The sequence below is a fragment of the Romboutsia hominis genome, from assembly GCF_900002575.1.
In the GTDB taxonomy this organism is placed as follows: domain Bacteria; phylum Bacillota; class Clostridia; order Peptostreptococcales; family Peptostreptococcaceae; genus Romboutsia_C; species Romboutsia_C hominis.
This window is the reverse complement of record NZ_LN650648.1, coordinates 1,454,174-1,472,977: the sequence shown is the minus strand read 5'-3', so window position 1 is coordinate 1,472,977 and position 18,804 is coordinate 1,454,174. Positions and strand designations below refer to the sequence as shown.

General features: G+C 27.6%; 27 protein-coding genes. 21 read left to right on the top strand and 6 right to left on the bottom strand.

Features of this window, described 5'->3' with window-relative positions; all coding sequences use genetic code 11:
• Positions 1-47: 47 nt before the first annotated feature.
• Positions 48-1,967 carry an OPT family oligopeptide transporter gene (locus tag FRIFI_RS07150; RefSeq protein WP_092925762.1) on the bottom strand — a complete coding sequence of 640 codons (1,920 nt, stop codon included), beginning with the start codon at positions 1,965-1,967 and terminating at the stop codon, positions 48-50.
• Between the two features lie 347 nt (positions 1,968-2,314).
• On the opposite strand from FRIFI_RS07150, the gene FRIFI_RS07145 reads away from it, so the two are divergent.
• Together FRIFI_RS07145 and FRIFI_RS07140 are read left to right on the top strand one after the other, a co-directional pair.
• Positions 2,315-3,001, top strand: coding sequence for a ferric reductase-like transmembrane domain-containing protein (locus FRIFI_RS07145; RefSeq protein WP_092925764.1), 687 nt, complete (start codon positions 2,315-2,317; stop codon positions 2,999-3,001).
• 223 nt (positions 3,002-3,224) lie between these two features.
• Entirely contained in the window at positions 3,225-4,022 is a 798-nt protein-coding gene (locus FRIFI_RS07140; RefSeq protein WP_092925766.1) for an HAD family hydrolase, read from the top strand.
• Positions 4,023-4,068: 46 nt separating this feature from the next.
• On the opposite strand, the gene nhaA is transcribed toward FRIFI_RS07140, so the two are convergent.
• From nhaA to FRIFI_RS07120, 4 genes are all read right to left on the bottom strand, one after another.
• A complete protein-coding gene (nhaA, locus tag FRIFI_RS07135) occupies positions 4,069-5,301 on the bottom strand; it encodes a Na+/H+ antiporter NhaA (protein WP_242871322.1) in 1,233 nt (410 codons plus the stop codon).
• A 405-nt stretch (positions 5,302-5,706) separates the two neighbouring features.
• Positions 5,707-6,825, bottom strand: coding sequence for a tyrosine-type recombinase/integrase (locus FRIFI_RS07130; RefSeq protein WP_166505456.1), 1,119 nt, complete (start codon positions 6,823-6,825; stop codon positions 5,707-5,709).
• Entirely contained in the window at positions 6,815-7,339 is a 525-nt protein-coding gene (locus FRIFI_RS07125; RefSeq protein WP_166505455.1) for an ImmA/IrrE family metallo-endopeptidase, read from the bottom strand. The genes FRIFI_RS07130 and FRIFI_RS07125 overlap by 11 nt, the downstream gene beginning before the upstream one ends.
• Before the next feature lie 81 nt (positions 7,340-7,420).
• A complete protein-coding gene (locus FRIFI_RS07120; RefSeq protein WP_166505454.1) occupies positions 7,421-7,801 on the bottom strand; it encodes a helix-turn-helix domain-containing protein in 381 nt (126 codons plus the stop codon).
• A 161-nt stretch (positions 7,802-7,962) separates the two neighbouring features.
• Here FRIFI_RS07120 and FRIFI_RS07115 point away from each other — a divergent pair, with 161 nt between their 5' ends.
• The 14 genes from FRIFI_RS07115 (at position 7,963) to FRIFI_RS07055 (ending at position 14,452) form a co-directional block, all read left to right on the top strand.
• Positions 7,963-8,157 (top strand): helix-turn-helix transcriptional regulator, encoded by a 195-nt coding sequence (locus tag FRIFI_RS07115; RefSeq protein WP_166505453.1) that lies wholly within the window; start codon positions 7,963-7,965, stop codon positions 8,155-8,157.
• Positions 8,158-8,239: 82 nt separating this feature from the next.
• The gene (locus FRIFI_RS07110; protein ID WP_166505452.1) at positions 8,240-9,109 is read left to right on the top strand and encodes an ORF6N domain-containing protein; all 870 of its coding nucleotides are present in this window, start codon (positions 8,240-8,242) and stop codon (positions 9,107-9,109) included.
• A 15-nt stretch (positions 9,110-9,124) separates the two neighbouring features.
• Positions 9,125-9,433 carry a hypothetical protein gene (locus FRIFI_RS07105; RefSeq protein WP_166505451.1) on the top strand — a complete coding sequence of 103 codons (309 nt, stop codon included), beginning with the start codon at positions 9,125-9,127 and terminating at the stop codon, positions 9,431-9,433.
• A gap of 151 nt (positions 9,434-9,584) precedes the next feature.
• Complete coding sequence (locus FRIFI_RS07100) at positions 9,585-9,809, top strand: hypothetical protein (protein WP_166505450.1); 225 nt, start codon at positions 9,585-9,587, stop codon at positions 9,807-9,809.
• A gap of 69 nt (positions 9,810-9,878) precedes the next feature.
• On the top strand, positions 9,879-10,139 hold the full coding sequence (locus tag FRIFI_RS07095; protein WP_166505449.1) for a hypothetical protein: 261 nt from the start codon (positions 9,879-9,881) through the stop codon (positions 10,137-10,139).
• Complete coding sequence (gene bet / locus FRIFI_RS07090) at positions 10,132-11,037, top strand: phage recombination protein Bet (RefSeq protein WP_166505448.1); 906 nt, start codon at positions 10,132-10,134, stop codon at positions 11,035-11,037. The genes FRIFI_RS07095 and bet overlap by 8 nt, the downstream gene beginning before the upstream one ends.
• Before the next feature lie 93 nt (positions 11,038-11,130).
• Complete coding sequence (locus tag FRIFI_RS15055; RefSeq protein ID WP_202819471.1) at positions 11,131-11,988, top strand: hypothetical protein; 858 nt, start codon at positions 11,131-11,133, stop codon at positions 11,986-11,988.
• 11 nt (positions 11,989-11,999) lie between these two features.
• Positions 12,000-12,140: a hypothetical protein gene (locus FRIFI_RS07080; protein WP_166505447.1), complete on the top strand. Its 141-nt coding sequence runs from the start codon at positions 12,000-12,002 to the stop codon at positions 12,138-12,140.
• A complete protein-coding gene (locus FRIFI_RS07075; RefSeq protein WP_166505446.1) occupies positions 12,137-12,862 on the top strand; it encodes a sigma-70 family RNA polymerase sigma factor in 726 nt (241 codons plus the stop codon). The genes FRIFI_RS07080 and FRIFI_RS07075 overlap by 4 nt, the downstream gene beginning before the upstream one ends.
• A 5-nt stretch (positions 12,863-12,867) precedes the next feature.
• Complete coding sequence (locus FRIFI_RS15260) at positions 12,868-12,999, top strand: hypothetical protein (protein WP_278336165.1); 132 nt, start codon at positions 12,868-12,870, stop codon at positions 12,997-12,999.
• 4 nt (positions 13,000-13,003) lie between these two features.
• Positions 13,004-13,501, top strand: coding sequence for a dUTP diphosphatase (locus FRIFI_RS07070; RefSeq protein WP_166505445.1), 498 nt, complete (start codon positions 13,004-13,006; stop codon positions 13,499-13,501).
• A gap of 12 nt (positions 13,502-13,513) precedes the next feature.
• Complete coding sequence (locus FRIFI_RS07065) at positions 13,514-13,654, top strand: hypothetical protein (RefSeq protein WP_166505444.1); 141 nt, start codon at positions 13,514-13,516, stop codon at positions 13,652-13,654.
• Positions 13,636-13,893: a hypothetical protein gene (locus tag FRIFI_RS07060; RefSeq protein WP_166505443.1), complete on the top strand. Its 258-nt coding sequence runs from the start codon at positions 13,636-13,638 to the stop codon at positions 13,891-13,893. The genes FRIFI_RS07065 and FRIFI_RS07060 overlap by 19 nt, the downstream gene beginning before the upstream one ends.
• A gap of 19 nt (positions 13,894-13,912) precedes the next feature.
• Positions 13,913-14,452 (top strand): coiled-coil domain-containing protein, encoded by a 540-nt coding sequence (locus FRIFI_RS07055; protein ID WP_166505442.1) that lies wholly within the window; start codon positions 13,913-13,915, stop codon positions 14,450-14,452.
• A 253-nt stretch (positions 14,453-14,705) separates the two neighbouring features.
• Here FRIFI_RS07055 and FRIFI_RS07050 read toward each other — a convergent pair whose 3' ends face one another.
• Entirely contained in the window at positions 14,706-15,158 is a 453-nt protein-coding gene (locus tag FRIFI_RS07050) for a hypothetical protein (RefSeq protein ID WP_166505441.1), read from the bottom strand.
• 236 nt (positions 15,159-15,394) lie between these two features.
• Between FRIFI_RS07050 and FRIFI_RS07045 the strand changes: the two genes are divergently transcribed.
• The 5 genes from FRIFI_RS07045 (at position 15,395) to FRIFI_RS07025 (ending at position 18,793) form a co-directional block, all read left to right on the top strand.
• Complete coding sequence (locus tag FRIFI_RS07045; RefSeq protein WP_166505440.1) at positions 15,395-15,766, top strand: hypothetical protein; 372 nt, start codon at positions 15,395-15,397, stop codon at positions 15,764-15,766.
• Positions 15,767-15,775: 9 nt separating this feature from the next.
• Complete coding sequence (locus tag FRIFI_RS07040; protein ID WP_166505439.1) at positions 15,776-16,180, top strand: RusA family crossover junction endodeoxyribonuclease; 405 nt, start codon at positions 15,776-15,778, stop codon at positions 16,178-16,180.
• Between the two features lie 13 nt (positions 16,181-16,193).
• Positions 16,194-16,697 carry a hypothetical protein gene (locus FRIFI_RS07035; protein WP_166505438.1) on the top strand — a complete coding sequence of 168 codons (504 nt, stop codon included), beginning with the start codon at positions 16,194-16,196 and terminating at the stop codon, positions 16,695-16,697.
• Between the two features lie 338 nt (positions 16,698-17,035).
• A complete protein-coding gene (locus tag FRIFI_RS07030; protein ID WP_166505437.1) occupies positions 17,036-17,182 on the top strand; it encodes a hypothetical protein in 147 nt (48 codons plus the stop codon).
• Positions 17,183-17,215: 33 nt separating this feature from the next.
• A complete protein-coding gene (locus FRIFI_RS07025) occupies positions 17,216-18,793 on the top strand; it encodes a type I restriction enzyme HsdR N-terminal domain-containing protein (RefSeq protein WP_166505436.1) in 1,578 nt (525 codons plus the stop codon).
• Positions 18,794-18,804 lie beyond the last annotated feature (11 nt).

The window sequence follows — 18,804 nt, the reverse complement described above, 5'->3', positions numbered from 1 at the left end:
GAGAAAATTTCTCCTACTTAAGTATATGTTTATAGATTTTTTATATTCTATGATGTTTTACTCCTTTTATCTTTATAGGAGATAGTAAACTTAAATAGTGTAATTATTAGTATGATAAATGCTATAATAGAACCTATTTGACCTAAATTAACAGAAGTAGAAAGGTTTATAGTATCAGCAAGTGTTGATTCTCCAACATTTATTATTGCAAATATAGCAAGTAATACCCCAATTAGACCTTCACCTGCTATTAGACCTGAAGTATATAATATACCTCTATCAATTTGTTCTTTTCTATCATCTTCAGATACTTTCTTTCTCTTTTCAAAGAATAATCTAATAATACCACCAACCATTACGCCAGCACTTAAATGTATTGGAAGATATAGTCCAACTGCAAATGGTAGTACAGGTATTCCTATTATTTCAACAGCAACAGCTATTCCTGCACCAGCAAATATTAAAGTCCAAGGAAGATTTCCCTCCATAACACCTTCAACAACTAGTTTCATAAGAGTAGCTTGTGGTGCTGGTATTTCTTTTGAACCAAATCCCCAAGCTGCATTTAGTAAGTATAATACTGCACCTATAGTTATAGCAGAAATTAATACACCTATAAGCTCTCCATATTGTTGTTTCTTAGGAGTTGCACCAACAATATAACCTGTTTTTAAGTCCTGAGAAGCATCTCCAGCAATTGCAGCTATAATACATATTACAGAACCTATAGCTATAGCACCCATCATACCATCTTGGCCAACAAGTCCTGTTGATTTTAATACTATAGTACTTATTAAAAGTGTAGCAATAGCCATACCAGAAACTGGGTTATTACTACTTCCAACTATACCAACAAGTCTTGAAGATACTGTTGCAAAGAAGAAACCAAATACAGCAACTAAAAGTGCTCCAACTAAATTAACTGGAATAGAAGGAACTAGCCATATGGCTATAACTACTAATAAAGATCCAAATAAAACAACCTTCATAGACATATCTTGATCAGTTCTAAGTGAACTTTCAGATTTATCTAAATTAGAATAATCCTTCATAGCTTTTCTAAATGTATCTATTATAAGAGGCAGTGATTTTATTAAACTAATAATACCTCCACAAGCAACAGCTCCTGCACCAATATATCTTATGTAATTATCCCATATATCCCAAAATCCTAGTTCAGTTATAGGAACTGTAGCAGGATAAAGTGTCATATTGGCACCAAATAATGATATTAGTGGAATTAATGCTATCCAACCAACTATAGCACCAGCAAACATATATCCAGATATCTTAAATCCACATATATATCCAACTCCAAGTAATGCAGGTAATACGTCTATACCAAAGGCTCCATTATGATACCCAGGTATTTCCCATTCAATTTCTGTTGGGAATAGTTTTAAACCATCACCTATAAATTTGTATAAACCAGCTATACCAAGACCAGCAAATACTATAGATGCTTTAGATCCACCTTCTTCTCCAGCAAGTAAAACTTCTGCACAAGCAGTACCTTCTGGATAAGGTAATACACCATGTTCTTTTACAATAAGTGCTTTTCTTAGAGGTATCATAAATAATACTCCAAGTATACCACCACATAAAGCTATGATTGCAATTTTAATTAAGCTTGGACTTCCAAGTCCCCAATCTTTCATCCATATAAACATAGCAGGTAATGTAAATATAGCACCAGCGGCCAAAGATTCTCCAGCTGAACCTATTGTTTGCACTATATTATTTTCTAGTATAGAATCTCTTTTCAATATAACCCTTAAAACTCCCATTGATATAACAGCAGCAGGGATTGATGCACTAACTGTCATACCAACTCTAAGACCTAGATAAGCATTTGCAGCACCAAATATTACAGCTAATAAGCCCCCAAGAACTATTGATGTAACAGTAAACTCAGGAACTATTTTATTAGCAGGAATAAATGGCTTAAAATTGTTTTGATTATCCATAAATATTCCCCCTTTTGAGCCATACATTAATAACTCATTTTAATATTAATTTTTTATAATTCATATAAATTTATAAATATGTTATGCAATACTTTTATCATAAGTAAGGTTGGGATTAGGAAAAGATATCTATAGTAGAGTATATACATTTAGAAAATTTATATGAATAAAATTAAAACTATATAGATTAAATTTAAGTAGTTAAAACCTAAAGAAATTTTACAATTTGATGATTCCTAAATTTTTCCACATGCTATTTTATAAGAATTCTAATTAAAATTATTGACAAGGTATTAATGCTAAAATATAATAATGATTATCAATATGAAATGAAAAGGAGAATTAATATGCGATTAGTTTATTCATTAATTTTTATAGTGGCTTTAGCGCTAATTTTTACATCTAGCATAAGAAAACATTCGAGGTTATTTTATTTAATAGCTTCAATAATAGCCACATCAACAGTAATTTATGAAATATTTAGATTAACCTCAGATATAAAATTACAAGGATTTATAGGTGAATTTGAAAAAGCATCTATGAAGGGGAATTTTTCAATAGCATTTTTTATATTAGTAATGTTTGCAGGAGCACTTAACCCAAGGTGGAAAATAACGAAAAAATTGTTAGGAATAAGAGCAGAGGCTGCGATTTTAGGATCTATACTAATATTTCCTCATTGTATAATGTATTTAGTACGTTTTATAGTGAAATTACTTAATTATAAGCCTATAACTACACTTTATATTATATATTTAATTGTTGGTTTAATAGCATTTATAATAATGATTCCATTGTTTATAACGTCTCTCAAAAAAGTAAGAGTTAAAATGCAGTATTTAGAGTGGAAAAAGTTACAAAGATGGGCTTATCCATTTTATGTATTAGTTTATGTACATATAGTACTTTCAATTTTAAATGATGATAAAGTTGATATATTAAAATTAAGTATATATAGTATATTATTTATTGGATACTTTGTATTGAAATTGATAAAGGCCTTAAAAAATAATAAAATTTTATTAAAAAAATAGATACTTTTCAAATAAAATTAAAGTAATAATAGATGTTAAGTATTTTTTATAAGTTATTATTAGATAGATTATTAAAAAGTTCAAAAAAATATGTATTATAATACTTTCTAGTATGTTTACTAGGAAGTATTTTTAGTTTTAAAAAAGTTAATAGGGGTATATGATTTATACATAGGTAGATTTTATGTTAAATTATAAGGATTAGAAATTTTAGGAGGTACAGATGATAAAATTAATTGCATCTGATATGGATGGAACCTTATTAAATTCAAAGAAAAAGATAAACAACGAATTTTATACGATATTAAAACAATTAAAAGAAGATAATATAATATTTACAGCGATAAGTGGAAGAGATATATTTTCTCTAAAGAAAGTATTTAAAGATATAGATGAAGATATTGTATTTGCAGCAAACAATGGAAACTATATAGAATATAAAGGTAAAGTTATTTTTGAGAACTATATACAAAAAGATAAGTTAAAAAATATAGCAATAGTTGTAAGAAAATTTTTTAAGCACAATACACTTTATTGTGGAAAAGATATTATATACAGCGAAAGTAAAGTTGCTAAGTTCATAGGGATTCTATGGGGGCTTAATATAAAATATACTAAAGATATTATGAAAATAAAGGATAATATTATAAAAGTTACGGTTTTTGGAAAACCAAGTGATATTAATAAAAATCGCGAGAAACTTAAAATTTTAAATAATGAGTTTATGGTAACTATATCTGGGAGATTTTCTATTGATATATGTAGATATGGTGGAAATAAGAAAAATGGAATAGAAATAATTAAAAATAAATTTAATATAAAATATGATGAAACTATGGTATTTGGCGATAATATGAATGATTTAGAAATGATGGCATCTGCATATTATAGTTTTGCAATGGAGAATGCTAAAGATAAAGTGAAGTCTAATGCAAGATTCATAGCTAAATCTAATGATGACAACGGAGTAGTTGAAGCCATAAAAGAAGTGGCTTTAGTTAATGAAAAGGCTAAATTGTAAATAAAAAAGGTGTTATCTCAGCAAATAATAGAGATAACACCTTTTATTATGATATGTAATATTTATTTACTAAGGAGCTTTTGTTTTTAAGCATAAGTTTAAATCTAATATCAAAAAAGCTTATTACAGCTATACTAGATAATATGGATATACAAGAAGATATCAATATAGCTCTTTTTGAAATATCAATTAAAATCATATTATTTATAAATGCAACTTCAGATACAAAGATAGACATTGTAAAACCAACACCTGCAATTAATGATACCAAAAATACAGACAACCAACTTATACTAGAAGGCTTTTCAGAAATTCTAAAAGTACAACCAATAAAACTAAAAAGCACTATTCCTAAAGGTTTCCCTAAACAAAGTCCTAAAATTATACCATAGACTAAAGAATTCGTATCAGAAGTACCTATACTGGAAGTAATAGAAATACCTGTATTAGCAAATGCGAAAAGTGGTATTATAAATAAACTATTAAAAGGAACTAAAATCCTTTGAAGTCGTTCTAAGGTATTGTATCCATTATTATTACGTGAAGGAATTGTGAGAGCTAATAATATCCCACTTATTGTACAGTGAACTCCACTTAAATAAATGAAATACCACAAAAACAAACCAGATACAAGGTAATAATATATGCTGTAAATATTAAATACTTTATTTGCTATAATAAGCAAAAGTACAATTGAAAGTGCTATAGATAAATAGATTAAATTTATATCCAATGAGTAAACTACACCTATAGCTAGTATAGAAATCAAATCATCCACGACTGCTAGGGAAAGTAAAAATACTTTAAGTGATGGATTAAGTTTTTTAGAAAATAGTAAAAATATACCTACTGCAAAGGCTATGTCTGTAGATATAGGTATACAAAATCCACTTAAAAAAGCAGTGTTTTTATTTAAATATATAAATATAGCTGCGGGAACAATAACACCGCCGATAGAAGCTATAACTGGAAAAGATGCCTTTTTAAAAGAGGATAAATTTCCATAAAGTATTTCGTGTTTTATCTCAAGACCTGCTACTAGAAAAAAAATAGCCATTAAAAAATCATTTACAAACATATGAAATGAAAAATTATTTACTATACAAATATCTTTAAATATAAACTCATAAATACTTCTTAAAGGAGTATTGTACATAAAAAGAGCACACATAGTAGCTAAAATTAAAAGTAAACTTGTTAGTACTTCTAATTTTAAAGACTTTTTATAGGTTCTTAATAATCTCAATATATCACCAACTAACTTTAAATTTTTAAACAAGCATATAATAAATCTATGAATAGTGATACATAAATATGAGTCTATAATATTATTAAGTTATCAATATTATCATGAATAATATAAACCTAAAATATAAAAAATTAAATTTTATTTATGTTGAATTATACAACTATTTATTGTAAAATTAAATTTGTCAGTTAGTCATGGATAAGTCAAAAAGACTAGACAAAAGACTAGACAGAAAACTATAATAAACCGTATAAATATTAAAAATACTAGATAGTTTAAAGTTATCTAGGACTTGTTCGAGAAGTTCTTTTTTTTATTTTTTGAATAAAGTGGGTAAGCAGAGGTATTGAAATTACTATACTTACCATTTTATACCAATTACATTTTTACTGACAGTAAACTGACAAAGAGTATTAAACTGACAGTAGACTGACATTATAAAAGCACTTTTTCTATATTTTCAGATGCAGTTTTATCCATTTCTTTAAGAACATGAGAGTAAGTATTCATAGTCATTTTTATATCTGTATGACCTAATCTTTCAGATACAGTTTTCATATCGGTACCAGCTAAAATTAGTAAAGTAGCATGAGAGTGTCTTAATGAATGTGGTCTAATATATCTCACATTTATTCTTTCTAAAAACTTTTTGTAAGATGTTAGAAAAGATTCGCTATTTAAATATCTATATTTAGTATTTATACACACCACATCAAATTCATTATTCAATAAACCTTGTAGCTTAAGAATATTTTGCCTTCTTTTTTCCTTTTTTAATAAAGATATAATCTTATCTGGAACAGATATAACCCTAGTACTATTTTTAGTTTTAGTATTTCTAAGATGGTATTTCTTATCTACATAGACTAAATTATTCTTTATATGCAAAGTATTATTCTCAAAATCAACATCTTCCCATAATAGACCTGCAATCTCTCCAAATCTCATTCCAGCTAATAAAAATAAATTCAAAGGAAGTTCTAGTAAAGAGTGATCCTTAACTTCTTCAAGTATTTTTCTAGCTTCATCAATAGAGTAAACATCCTTATTACTATTATCAAACCTTTTAGGGTGTATGATAAAATCAGGTATATTTTCGCTAATTTCACGAAGTCTATAACATTCATGAAGAGTTGCATCTGTTTTATTAATTATTTCTTTTATTGTACTAACCTTTAAATCATTTGAATACATATGATTTATAAATTTTTGGTATATACTAGCATTTACATCTAATAGCTTTGTGTTTTTAAAAAATGGCTCAACATACTTATTAATTGCTAACTTAGCCCTTTTTAAAGTAGTAGGCGAGTAGTCATTAGACTTATCAGTATAGTACTGTAAACACCTATCTACAAATGTTATTTCAGATGGAACAGAGATTTTATTATTATTAATAGCAGATTGTAAATCTATTAGATGCTTTTGAGCATCTTTTTTATTTTTATACATAGCTATACTTTTTTGCTTAGTTTTTCCTTCTTCATTTATATATTCCATATACACATTATAGTTATTTCCCCTTTTTCTTATAAATGTTGATTTAATCGACATGGTGACCTCCTATATCTTCATATATATATAAGTTTGGTAAGTTAGTTAGTATTAAATATCTATTTTTATCTAACTCTAGCATTTGTTTTTTTAGTGCTAGATATTTAAGCCTTTTAATAAAAAACTCTACACTCACTTCAAAGTAGTCAGCTAGATCAGTAAGTGTAGTTATATTTTTATTTATTGCTTTAATTAATTCTTTTTCACATATTAAGTATTCATAAGCCCATCCATTAGCTTTATTTTCTATTTTATTTTGATTTAACTTGCATCTGTAATTATAACTATTATCTATATTATTTCCTATAGTAGAGAAGTAATGCCCCAACTCATGTGCTAATATTTCTAAATGTAGTTTGTTATTCTGCTTTAATGAATGGTCTAAAAATATCATATGTGGCAGATTATCTTTTTCTATATTTACTCCTAATAGATTTAAATGTTTTAAGTCGAAGAAATGTATATTAACATCATTCCTTTGAGCTAAGTCATATAACCTTTCTAATTTATTCATAGTTCCCCCTAAAATTGATAAAAACGAAATGAATGTTCGATAAATACTTTAAATAAAAGAGCAGTTAATCTGCTCAACATATTATTTGTCTTTATTTTTATACATCATTTCAACCATTTTAATATAATCATTTATTTTTTCAATAGCTTCATCTGGTAAATCTTCATTAATATTTACTTTATGTGCTGCTATTGTTTTTATTCCCTTATCTAACTTCGGTTTTTCTTTATTTAAGTTTCTTTCATCTGTTCTTCCAAGGAGATAATCTACTGATACATCCAATACATCAGAAATATGTTTTGCAACTTCTAAATTAGGGCTTCTTTTTCCTGTTTCATACCCATTATAAGTATTTGAAGGAATATCTAGTTTTTGGGCCATTTCCTTTTGCATTAATCCTAATTTTTCTCGTTCTTGACGCAACCTATTGGCAAATATTAATTTATCTTCAATAAATGTCATGTTATTCACCTCCTATATGCCTATATAATATACTAAAATACTCACAATGAGTATTAAATTCGCAAATTTAGAATTTTTTTCATAAAATGTATTGACAGTTCGCAAAATGGGAATTATACTAATGATATAGAAAGTCGCAAAACGAGAATAGAGGTGAGTACATGAAGAAAAATATATTAAAATCAGAGAGAGTAAAAAATGAACTTACTCAAAAACAAGTAGCGGAAAGACTTGGACTTTCAATAGGAGCTTACTGCGATAAAGAAAATGGAAAAAGAAAATTCACAGTAAGAGAAGCTCTTTTGTTAGAAGATATATTTAATTTTAATATAAGAGAAATTTTTTTAACTAAGTGATTCGCATTTTGTGAATAGATTATACTACTGATTTATATTTTACCTATATAAGATTTATATACTTAAACAAAGGAGGGAAAAAATGACAAGTTTAGCAGCAGTCCAAACAGAAATAGAAGTAACTGGAGTTCAAGAATTCTTAGGTAAAGAAATACCAGTTATAGAAGGTGGGTTTGGAAAAGGAGAAAAAGTTGTACTAGTTAAGACGATAGCTGAAATACACGAAGTAGAACTTGGTGAAATAAACAGATTAATAAATGAGAATGCAGATGAATTTGAAGAAGGAATAGATATTTTAAACTTAATGGATGAAGAGTTTAAAATGAGTGCTACCCATTTAGGATTTATAACTAGTAATAGACAAAAATATTGCTATTTACTTTCAGAGCAAGGTTACATAGCATTAGTTGGATTAATGAGAACTGATAAAGCAAAAGAATTAAGAAAGAAGTTTAGAAGAGAATACTTTGCAATGAGAAAGCAAGTAAAAGAGCAACAACCTCAGTGTATGGAGGATATAATAATATACCAAATGCAACAAATGAAATCTATGAAACAACAACTTAATCAAATCAATAGTAACGCACTAAGAGCTAATAAGATAGCATCACAAGCACAGGAAGAAGTTAAATCAATAAAAGATGTTGTTAGTTTAAATACTGCAAGTTGGAGAAGAGATACACAAAATTTAATAAATAAAATAGCAATAAAGCAGGGTGGATGTGAACATATAAATCTTTTAAGAAAAGAGAGCTATGAGCTGCTAAATAAAAGGTTTGGTGTAAATCTAGACATTAGGCTAACTAATAAACGTAGAAGAATGGCACTTGAAGGTGTTAGCAAATCAAAAATAGATAAGCTTAACAATCTTGATGTTATCCAAGAAGATAAAAAACTTATAGAAGGTTATGTAGCGATTGTAAAAGATATGGCTATAAAGTATGGCATATAAATAAAGGAGGACATTATGGCAACAGAAATGCAGAGGTTAATAGTTAGAAATATAGATAGAAATTCGCTGTTAGAAGCTATATCAGAAAGAGATGATGTAGTAGAAGTTATGAAATTATTTAGAGATACATCTGATTTTGCACCAAGAGAATATATGACTGTAAAACAGTTTAAAGAATATATAAAAGCATCGGAGAGTTATGTAAGATCATTAGTAAAATATGCAATAAAAAATAACTCATTCGTAATTACATATGTTGGTAGAGAATGTAGAATAGATAGATTGTCATATGAAAAGTGGGTAAGAAATGGTGGCCGTATGTAGGTGAAAAGTATAAGGAGGGTTAATAGGGTGAAGGTTGTTGATATAAAAAATTTATCTTTAGAAATAGCTAATAAGTTTTATAAAGAAAATGGACTAGCTTTTATAGTTAAAGATGGCAAAATTAAGGGTTTTACAAGATAGGAGGTATAAAATGCTTGAGAAGTTATCGCAAATAAGGAAAGATGCTTACCTAGAGTACTTAGCATTAAGTTATAGGCTAAGAGATGATAGGAATATGTTTGCAGAAGATAAAGAAAGACTAAAGAAACAAGCATATAAGAAATATAAAGATTTAGAAGAAGAAATTGATGAAATAGAATTTGCTATAGAAATGGAAGAACTGCATAACAGTAGGCCAGTAGATGTACAGATATAAAAAAAGAGCCTTATAAAAGGCCAAAATAAAAATAAAAAACTGATTATATTATAACACAAAAGAGGTTATATGATGATAGAAAAATTAGAAACTTTAAGAACAAGCTTACAATTAACTTTGGGAAAATCAGAAGATTTTAGAGATGGCCAAATAGAAGCATTAGGGTTTTGTATAAGAAAGCATAGAGAAGATTGGAATATAAATGATTTCATTAAAGATTTAGATGAAACAATAAATGGATTTAAAAATCCTTATGATGATTATGAAAAAGGGATAGTAGATGCGCTTAAATTTAATATAGAAAATATGGAGGTAGTAACTAATGAGTAGAGAAGTTGTACAAGCTAAAACAAGTGCATTAGCACTAGCAGAATATAAAATGGATGGTGGACAAGTATTAACAGCAGATACAGTAAGAAATTATCTTACTAGTGGTAATAGTAAAGCTACAGATCAAGATGTATTAATGTTTATAGAACTATGTAAGGCTCAAAAACTTAACCCTTTTGTAAGGGATGCTTATCTAGTTAAGTTTGGAAGTCAACCTGCACAAATAATAGTAGGAAAAGATGTTTTTATAAAGAGAGCATCAGAAAATCCTAACTTTAATGGAATGAAAGCAGGAATAGTTATATTAGATAAAAGTGGGCAAATACAAGAAAGAGAAGGAGCTTTAAAGCTACCGGGTGAGGAATTAGTAGGTGGATGGTGTGAAGTTTACTTAAAAGATAAAGATTATCCTACAAAAGCATTAGTTAGTTTTGAAGAATATGCTCAAAAGAAAAATGATGGAACTTTAAATAGTATGTGGTCAAGTAAAGGAGCGACTATGATAAGGAAAGTAGCTCAATCACAAGCACTAAGAGAAGCTTTCCCTAATGAACTAAGAGGACTGTATCAACAAGAAGAAATGGGAAGAACTGAAAAGCTACCAGAAAAAGAGGTTAAAGTTGGATATGCCACAGCAGGACAAAAACAAGGAATAATGAAGTTAGCTAGCATGAAAGGTTTATACGATTATGAAAAACCTAAAGATATAAGCAAGATGGAAGAGTTTTGTGATAGTAATGGTTATAACTTAAAAGAACTTAAATACGAGGAAGTGGATGAAATATTAGATTTACTTTCTAAATATGAGCCAAAAGACATAAACAATATAGTTATAGATACAGATTTCGTAGAAGTTGAGATACAAGAAGGACAAGTAACTTTGGAAGAGATTAACTAATGGGATTCATAAAAGAAGTGGTGGTATTCTACACATTACCACTTCTAATCCTAACAATAATATTTAGTAACGAAAGATAAGTAGGTGATATAGATGGCATTATATAGACCAGTGCATGTTACATTTTGGCAAGATCCTAGAGTGATAGAAGAAATGACACCAGAAGATAAATTATTTTACTTATATTTGATAACTAACCCTAAGACAACTCAAATAGGTATTTATCAGATAACTAAGAAACAAATAGCATTTGAAATTGGATACTCAATAGAAAGTGTAAATGCTTTAATGGATAGATTTGAAAATCATCATAAGATAATAAAGTATAACCCTGAAACTAGGGAATTGGCTATAAAAAATTGGGGTAAGTATAATTTTCCAAGAGCAGGAACACCAATTGAAAACTGTGTAAAAAATGAACTTTCAAAAATAAAAGATATGGAACTTGTAAAGTTAGTTGGAAGTAAGGTTGAAAATAAAAAAATAAGAGAAATATTTGATAACTACATTAATACTGAATGTGACGAACTACGTGACGTAAATCGTGACGGGGGGAATAACAATAACAATAACAATAACAATAATAATAACAACCACAATAACGTAACACAAAAAGAGCTGGTGGTGGTTATAGAAGAAATAAGAAAATATTTTAATCTAGAAGAAAATGATATAAAAAGAGTAGCTAACACTTTTATAGCTACTAGAAAAGATATTAATTATTTAATTGAGAAGCTGGAATATGTAAAAGGTAACCCGAACACTAGAGATGCTATGGGATTACTAATATCAGCTTTAAAAAATGATTATAAGGCTAGTGTCAACCAAAACAATACTAATTATTCAATACCTTCAAATAAATTTGCCAATTTTGATCAAACATTTATGCAATATAGTGAGGATGAACTAGAAGCAATAATAGAAAAAGCTCAAAGAGAAAAGTTTAATTAGGTAGGTTATTAATGGAGCAGAAAACATTAGATGAATATTTACAAGAACAAAGGGAGTTGTATAAAAACTATACGGCTCCTAAAGATAGAGAACTTATAGCAATATTTGCAGATAAAATCAAAAGAGAAATAGAAAAAGGGGAAAACAAATGAATACAAAGGAATATGTAAATCAATTAGTTAATGAAAATATAAACATCGTAGGGTTTGTACTAAATAAATGGTATGGAGCATTTAAATCTAGATATCCAGAACTTATAGAAGACTTATATCAAGAAGGATGCATAGGGCTATTTAAAGCTGCGAGGATATACGATGAAAGTAAGGGATCATTTGGTACATTAGCAGTAGTTTGTATAAGAGGATATATGAGTAAATATATAGCTAGATATGTAAAAAAACACTATGATAATCCAGTGATATCTTTAGATAAGACAATAAATAATAATGAGAATAAGGAAATTACAGTTGGAGATACATTAGAAGATATAGAGTATGGATTTGAAGAAATTGAATTTATGCAAAATATAAAAGAACTATACAAAATATTGGATGAAGAAGAAAAGCTAGTATTAAAACTTAGAAAAAGTGGATATAGTCAACGACAAATAGCTAATGTTTTAAAGACAAGTCAACCTACAGCAGGGAGAAAGTTAAATAAAATTAGAGAAAAACTAACTTCAATTGAAAGTGGTGTAGATTATATAGATCGTAAACAAAAAGAAATAATAATAAAAGAAAAAAATGAAGAGAGAAGGTTGAAAGTAATATCTCTAAAAGAGAAAGGATTCAAATACAAAGAAATATCAATGATGTTAGGTATACCAAGGGGGTCTATAAGTTCTTATTTAAAAACTATAAACAAGGCTGGTTAATAGATATGGAGCTATCAAGAATAAATGAATTATTAGAACTTTCTAAAAGGCTATGGAAAGAAGATGGCTATGATATATTAACAGCTATAAAAATAGCTGAGGAAGAATTAACAAAAGATAATACTAAGGGAGATTGATAATATGATTATAGATTTAAGTTATGTAAAAAAGGAACAAGAGAAGTTCTTAGAGCATCTATCAAAGGTTAAAGGATATAACTATCAAAAAGATAGCTTTTGTGTACCATATTGGCTTATATTAGCTCTACAAAGTGAATTAGGAGAAATATTACAAGCAAGTATGGTACATAAGTGGTGGAGTGATGAAAAAGTGAATAAAGATCACTTAATAGAAGAGTGTGCAGATTTCTTAGCCCACCTAGGAAATGTTTCAAATATATTAAATGTAGATATGATATTTGAAAATTTAGAAATACAGACAACAGCTCCAGATACTACTTTTAACAAGTTAGCATATAGAATAACAACTCTAAGTGGAAGTAAGAATCAAGCTAGAAATCAACTTATTAACTACCTAGTACCTTTATTTTTAGAATTAGTATATAGTTTAGGATTTAATATAGAGCAATTAGAGTGTGCATATGAACACAAAATGCAAAAGAACTATGAAAGGTTCTAATAGGTTGAGCTTATGGAATTATTAAGGGAAGCTGTAGAAGAACTTTTTATACAGTTTGGAAGAAATGAAGTTACAGTTGCTGCTAGTCAAATTTTAGATAGATATATTGCGGAGGAACAAAGGAGGAGATTAGAGTGTTTAAACAAGAAATAAAAGATAGTGCGTTGCAACCTATAGCACCGGATATAAATCTAGACTTTTGGAAATATCAAAATCAAAAAGAATTTAACAGGATAATAGAGGAAGATAAAAAGACAACTATACAGTCTATATTTGAGTTACCTAAGTTTGAAGCTCATGTAAGAAGACATGAGATCATATGGAGAAAACATAGAAAAGATTTTAATACATTTGAGATAGAGTATCTGGAAAAAACTTATTTAGAAAAATAATATTAGGGGGAAATAACAAATGATAATAACTAAGAAAAAACATGAAGGAATAGTAGCTAAGTTAGAAAGAGATTTAGATGCAAAAGAAGATAAAATAATTACACTTGAAAGTGATGCAGCAGCAGATGCAATAGTTATAAGCGGTCTAAGAAATAGATGTGAAGAATTAGTAAATAAAAATGCATTAGCAGAGAATAGAATAGGTGTGTTAAAAAAGAAATCAAGAGAGTTTGAGAATATCATAATAGATAAAAATAAAGAAACTATTGAGTTAAGGAAAAGAATAAAAGAACTTGAAAATTCATTAAATGAGCAAGTAACTAAAAATGAAGAGCTTAATGAAGATTACATAAAAATAGCTACTGCTAATCTTAAGTTGATAAAGAAAAATGAACTAATTACAGAGCTTAAAAGACAATTTAAAGAGCAAATAGATATCGCTTGTAAATACTCATTTGTAGATAGATACAACGGAATAACTATAGAAAAGCATGACTTAAAGAAGCTAGCAGCAACAGATATAGTAAAATGCTACACATTACTTGGATTAATGGATTAGTAGCAATAGTTAAGATGCTGAATGAAGTATATAAAGAAGGGGGTAGCAAGTAGTTATTAAAGTATTATGATATTCATGTATATAAAAATGGGTTATGGAATAACAACATTGTGTTATACAAAGAAAGTAAAAAGTGAATGACAATTATTCCTGAAAGTTACGATAAGTGATTTATAGATGATAATAATCAAATATGTATAGCTCCAGAGGAGAACTGAACAATAATTCAGATTATAGAAAAAGCGAGAAATTTTTAACTCGCTTTACCTATAATTGTTCTCAAAACAGATGAAGAGTTATAACCTAGTGAGAAAGAAGTAGTAGCACTTATTAATGCATCAGTATCTTTGTCATTTATAAATTTTTTTACATTTATGATAGATATTTTATAATAATCTAATATAATCTGCATGGATAAAATAACATCATTGTCTTTTTCACCAAGCTTTGAAGTTTTGATAGTTAGATTATTAATTAATGTTTCTATAAATTTAATATCTTTAGAAATTTGATCTTTATCAAGATTTTCTATATAAACAGATTTAACTAAGATGGACATATAATTGTCTATAACTTCTAGTGATTTTATATATTCATTGTCAATGGGGGGGGGAGATATAGTTTTAATAGCATAAGAATTATTGATACTACTTGCAAAGATAATTAAAATTATCGAGAATATAACGCTTAATTTTTTTAAATTCATCGATTCACCTCCTTTAGTAAATAGTATTTGCAAAAGATAAATAAATTATAGATACGAAATATAAAAAATAGAATACCGTTTGTAATTAGTTACAGCACTAGCCATATATTGATAATAAGGATGTATTTGTGAAGTGGGTTAGATAATTAAAACAATAATTTTACATGAAAAGTTATTATTATCAGTGCAGTACCACAATTAAATTGATAATGATAACTATATGATAAGAGGTTGTTATGAAAAATCTAAGATGTAAATATAGAATCGGAAGATCCAAAAGACATGTAGAAATATCATCAAGCAAAGATAAGATAACATATACCTATGAAACTACTGTAGTAACTGAATGTGGAGAGTTTAAAGAAAAAGAATGGGAAAAAGAAGTTGAAAAACAGGCTAAGGATTTACTAGAGCTAGATATATTAGAACTATTAAAACACTATAGCTTAAAAGAGTTATCTTGGATAAATACAGATGAAGAAGCTTATAAATATGCATTAGAATTATATGCAGCTAGAATATGGGAGACTACCCAATGGATAGGTTATAAAGAATTTAATAGTTCATTGAATAAAAGTGAGATTATAGAACAAATAAGTTTAATATAGGAGATTTATATGAAAGTGGATTTTACAATAGATGGAGAACCAGAAGGAAAAGCAAGACCACGTTTTAATACAAAGACTGGGAGAGCATATACAACAGATAGAACTAGAATGTATGAGGATTATACAAAGTTACTTTATAGGAGTCAAATAAAGCACTATTTCGAAGGTTATATAAGGTTAACTGTTAAAGCATTCTATAAAATTGCTAAAAGTGATTCTAAGAAGATTAAGGAACAAAAGAAGGCAAATGTATTAAGACCATCTAAAAAGCCTGATATAGATAATGTTGTGAAGCTTATAGCAGACAGCTTAAATGATATAGCATACAAAGATGATACTCAGATAGTAGAAATAGTAGCTAAAAAGTTTTATTCAGAAAATCCAAGAGTAGAAGTGACGATAGAATCAATATAGGGGGCGATATATTATGAAAAGTGAAAATATAGAAAAGAGTTGTTTTAGATTTACAGAAAAACTTTTATATAACTATAGTGAAATGGGAAGCCACATAGAAAATTTAGAATATGACATTAAAAATTTAAAAGCAGGAAAAAAAGTAGCCATAAGAGCTATAAGATATGATGATATAAGAACATCACAAACATATAACATAAGTAGACAAATTGAAAATGAAGTTATAGACATGGTAGCTTACGTTCAAGACTTAGAAATAGAAGTTTACAAAGAAAAGCGATTAAAAAAACAATTAGATAAAGCTATAAACAACTTAAATCCTATAAGAAAGCAGATTATAGAATTTAGATATATTAAAGAAATGGGATGGACTGAAATGGCCTTAGAATTATACCATGATGAGAAAACACTAAGAAAATATAAAAATCAAGCTGTAAAAAGTATAGCAGTAGAACTATTTGGAAGTAAAGTATTCAAAGAAGAAGAGCCTAATTTATTTGATATGCTAGCAATATAATTCCCTTTTTTATACCGATATTAATTTTTAATATGTGAGAAAATAGTATTGTGGTAAAATAATAAATCCTCACATATTCCCCAAACATACCAGGTGGACATCCCCACCACCTGGTAATATGCAAGTAGTAGTATGCCAGGTGCAACTCCTTGAACTTGCTCTTTTAATAATATAACTTAATGAAAAATGAGAAATGTTTTTACCTAATCTTATATAGTCTCTAAGGGTAAATAGGGACTTAAAACTTGTTTCTGTTTTAGGTTTATTCAACATCAAGAAAGGCTTATGATTATTCATAGGTCTTTTTTATTGTTTAATAATACAAAAGGGTGAGATTAATGGCTAAGGTTTGGAAGGATGCAAATGAAGTTATAAAAATGGTGCATGAATTACCTAGCAATAAACTAAGAGAATTAGACAAAGAAATGGTAAGTATACCTAAGTTTAATAAATTAAACAAAAAAAGAAGGAAAATCTCGAAATAAGTAGAATTATATACTTGAAAGCGAGGTTTAAATATGTTTTTTAATACTAATGAAGAATGGTTTATAAGTTATTGGGAGAAAACTGATTTTTCAATGTGGAATGAATCAGATATTAGAGAAGAATTTATAGCACCTCTGTTAAATATACTAGGATATAGTAAAAGAACTGTTAACGATATTATTAGAGAAAAGAGTTTAAAATTAAATACTCCATTTCATAGAATAGGAAGAAAAAAAATACAAATTGATTATATTCCTACCATTAGATTAAAATCATTTTGGATTATAGAAGCAAAACCAGGGAATGAAAGGAATATGGGTAATGGAGACTTGTTACAAGCACATTTGTATGCTATTCATCCTGAGGTTCAAGTGCCATTGATAGTTTTATGTAATGGATGGGAATTAAAAATATATGATTCAGCAACTATAACTGATTGGAGTAAACCTATTTTAGATATAAATAAATATAACTGTAGGGATAAATTTGAAGAATTAAAATATGCATTAAGTGCAGAATCAATTCTAGAATTTCAAAGGGGGAGAATTATTCAAAATATAAAAAATACATTTTCTGTAGAAATTGATATAAAAAATCTGAATGATTTTGAAATGAAGTTCAATCGTATGTGTATAGATCTTAAGAAAGATATAAAAAATAATGAAAGAGAATTAGAAAAAAAACACTGGGACGAAAGAGTTTTAAAATATAAAAAAAGGTTAAAAGAAGAATCTGATAAAGGTTTAATAATAAAGATGGATATATTAGGTAAACATATGTTACATGCAGCTGATGAATATATAAAAAGAATCAAAGAATCAGATAGATTAAGGCAGATAGAATTGATAAATATACTAGTTACATATTATAGGGGTGCGCCACATTCAATATTTAGAGTGAATTTTTTGTATATCCTGTTAGAATTATTGAAGTCTGATATTAAAGTTGATGGAACTCTATATTTTAAAACCATAGACCAACTTATTGAAGAAGTGGCTTTATCAAATATAAGTTACCATAAGGAAAGTGAGTTTCATAATGTATTGGCTCATTTAGAGAATACATGTTGTAGAATATCTAAAAAAATAGCTATAAAAGTTTATATGGATTTAGTCAAAGATAAAATTAAAAATATTAAAAAAAATATGTCAAAGGAAGATTTGATAAAAGATAACCCCACTGTATCAGCAGAAATGATAAAATTGATTTCAATTTATGCAGAAAATTTATGGAGGTTATTTAGTAATTTTAAAAATACTGATTTAATGTGGGAAGGAATATGGCTGCTAGAAGATTATGAAATTCAAATAGATAATTTGCAGGATAAAAAATATCCTAATAATGATGGGGATTTGCTTTTCTTTGAAAGTTATGGAAGAGGATATGATATTTTAAATATTGGTAGCTGGGATGTTCTTAATAGGACGGAGAGTATTCCAATTTTAAAAAGTAAAAATTTTGATAGTAGAATCATACAATTTGCATTATCATCTAGAGAAGATATTATAAAAAATATACCAACTCCAAAGTGTAAGCCTGATGGTTATGAATATAGTAAAAAACTTATAGATAAAATATATAGTGTAAATAATATAATGAAACAAGTGTAATATAAGAGGTA

Excerpts from the sequence above, each read along its gene's own strand:
- FRIFI_RS07105 (WP_166505451.1), top strand. The coding sequence starts at position 9,125 with ATGGCAACAGAAATGCAGAGGTTAATAGTTAGAAATATAGATAGAAAT.
- FRIFI_RS07145 (WP_092925764.1), top strand. The coding sequence starts at position 2,315 with ATGCGATTAGTTTATTCATTAATTTTTATAGTGGCTTTAGCGCTAATT.
- FRIFI_RS07095 (WP_166505449.1), top strand. The coding sequence starts at position 9,879 with ATGATGATAGAAAAATTAGAAACTTTAAGAACAAGCTTACAATTAACT.
- FRIFI_RS07055 (WP_166505442.1), top strand. The coding sequence starts at position 13,913 with ATGATAATAACTAAGAAAAAACATGAAGGAATAGTAGCTAAGTTAGAA.
- FRIFI_RS07065 (WP_166505444.1), top strand. The coding sequence starts at position 13,514 with ATGGAATTATTAAGGGAAGCTGTAGAAGAACTTTTTATACAGTTTGGA.
- FRIFI_RS07150 (WP_092925762.1), bottom strand. The coding sequence starts at position 1,967 with ATGGATAATCAAAACAATTTTAAGCCATTTATTCCTGCTAATAAAATA.
- FRIFI_RS07035 (WP_166505438.1), top strand. The coding sequence starts at position 16,194 with ATGAAAAGTGAAAATATAGAAAAGAGTTGTTTTAGATTTACAGAAAAA.
- FRIFI_RS07045 (WP_166505440.1), top strand. The coding sequence starts at position 15,395 with ATGAAAAATCTAAGATGTAAATATAGAATCGGAAGATCCAAAAGACAT.
- FRIFI_RS07070 (WP_166505445.1), top strand. The coding sequence starts at position 13,004 with ATGATTATAGATTTAAGTTATGTAAAAAAGGAACAAGAGAAGTTCTTA.
- FRIFI_RS07050 (WP_166505441.1), bottom strand. The coding sequence starts at position 15,158 with ATGAATTTAAAAAAATTAAGCGTTATATTCTCGATAATTTTAATTATC.
- FRIFI_RS07120 (WP_166505454.1), bottom strand. The coding sequence starts at position 7,801 with ATGACATTTATTGAAGATAAATTAATATTTGCCAATAGGTTGCGTCAA.
- FRIFI_RS07080 (WP_166505447.1), top strand. The coding sequence starts at position 12,000 with ATGGAGCAGAAAACATTAGATGAATATTTACAAGAACAAAGGGAGTTG.
- FRIFI_RS07025 (WP_166505436.1), top strand. The coding sequence starts at position 17,216 with ATGTTTTTTAATACTAATGAAGAATGGTTTATAAGTTATTGGGAGAAA.
- FRIFI_RS07130 (WP_166505456.1), bottom strand. The coding sequence starts at position 6,825 with ATGTCGATTAAATCAACATTTATAAGAAAAAGGGGAAATAACTATAAT.
- FRIFI_RS07030 (WP_166505437.1), top strand. The coding sequence starts at position 17,036 with ATGGCTAAGGTTTGGAAGGATGCAAATGAAGTTATAAAAATGGTGCAT.
- FRIFI_RS07125 (WP_166505455.1), bottom strand. The coding sequence starts at position 7,339 with ATGAATAAATTAGAAAGGTTATATGACTTAGCTCAAAGGAATGATGTT.
- FRIFI_RS07040 (WP_166505439.1), top strand. The coding sequence starts at position 15,776 with ATGAAAGTGGATTTTACAATAGATGGAGAACCAGAAGGAAAAGCAAGA.
- bet (WP_166505448.1), top strand. The coding sequence starts at position 10,132 with ATGAGTAGAGAAGTTGTACAAGCTAAAACAAGTGCATTAGCACTAGCA.
- FRIFI_RS07100 (WP_166505450.1), top strand. The coding sequence starts at position 9,585 with ATGCTTGAGAAGTTATCGCAAATAAGGAAAGATGCTTACCTAGAGTAC.
- FRIFI_RS15260 (WP_278336165.1), top strand. The coding sequence starts at position 12,868 with ATGGAGCTATCAAGAATAAATGAATTATTAGAACTTTCTAAAAGGCTA.
- FRIFI_RS07115 (WP_166505453.1), top strand. The coding sequence starts at position 7,963 with ATGAAGAAAAATATATTAAAATCAGAGAGAGTAAAAAATGAACTTACT.
- FRIFI_RS07140 (WP_092925766.1), top strand. The coding sequence starts at position 3,225 with ATGATAAAATTAATTGCATCTGATATGGATGGAACCTTATTAAATTCA.
- FRIFI_RS07075 (WP_166505446.1), top strand. The coding sequence starts at position 12,137 with ATGAATACAAAGGAATATGTAAATCAATTAGTTAATGAAAATATAAAC.
- FRIFI_RS07110 (WP_166505452.1), top strand. The coding sequence starts at position 8,240 with ATGACAAGTTTAGCAGCAGTCCAAACAGAAATAGAAGTAACTGGAGTT.
- FRIFI_RS15055 (WP_202819471.1), top strand. The coding sequence starts at position 11,131 with ATGGCATTATATAGACCAGTGCATGTTACATTTTGGCAAGATCCTAGA.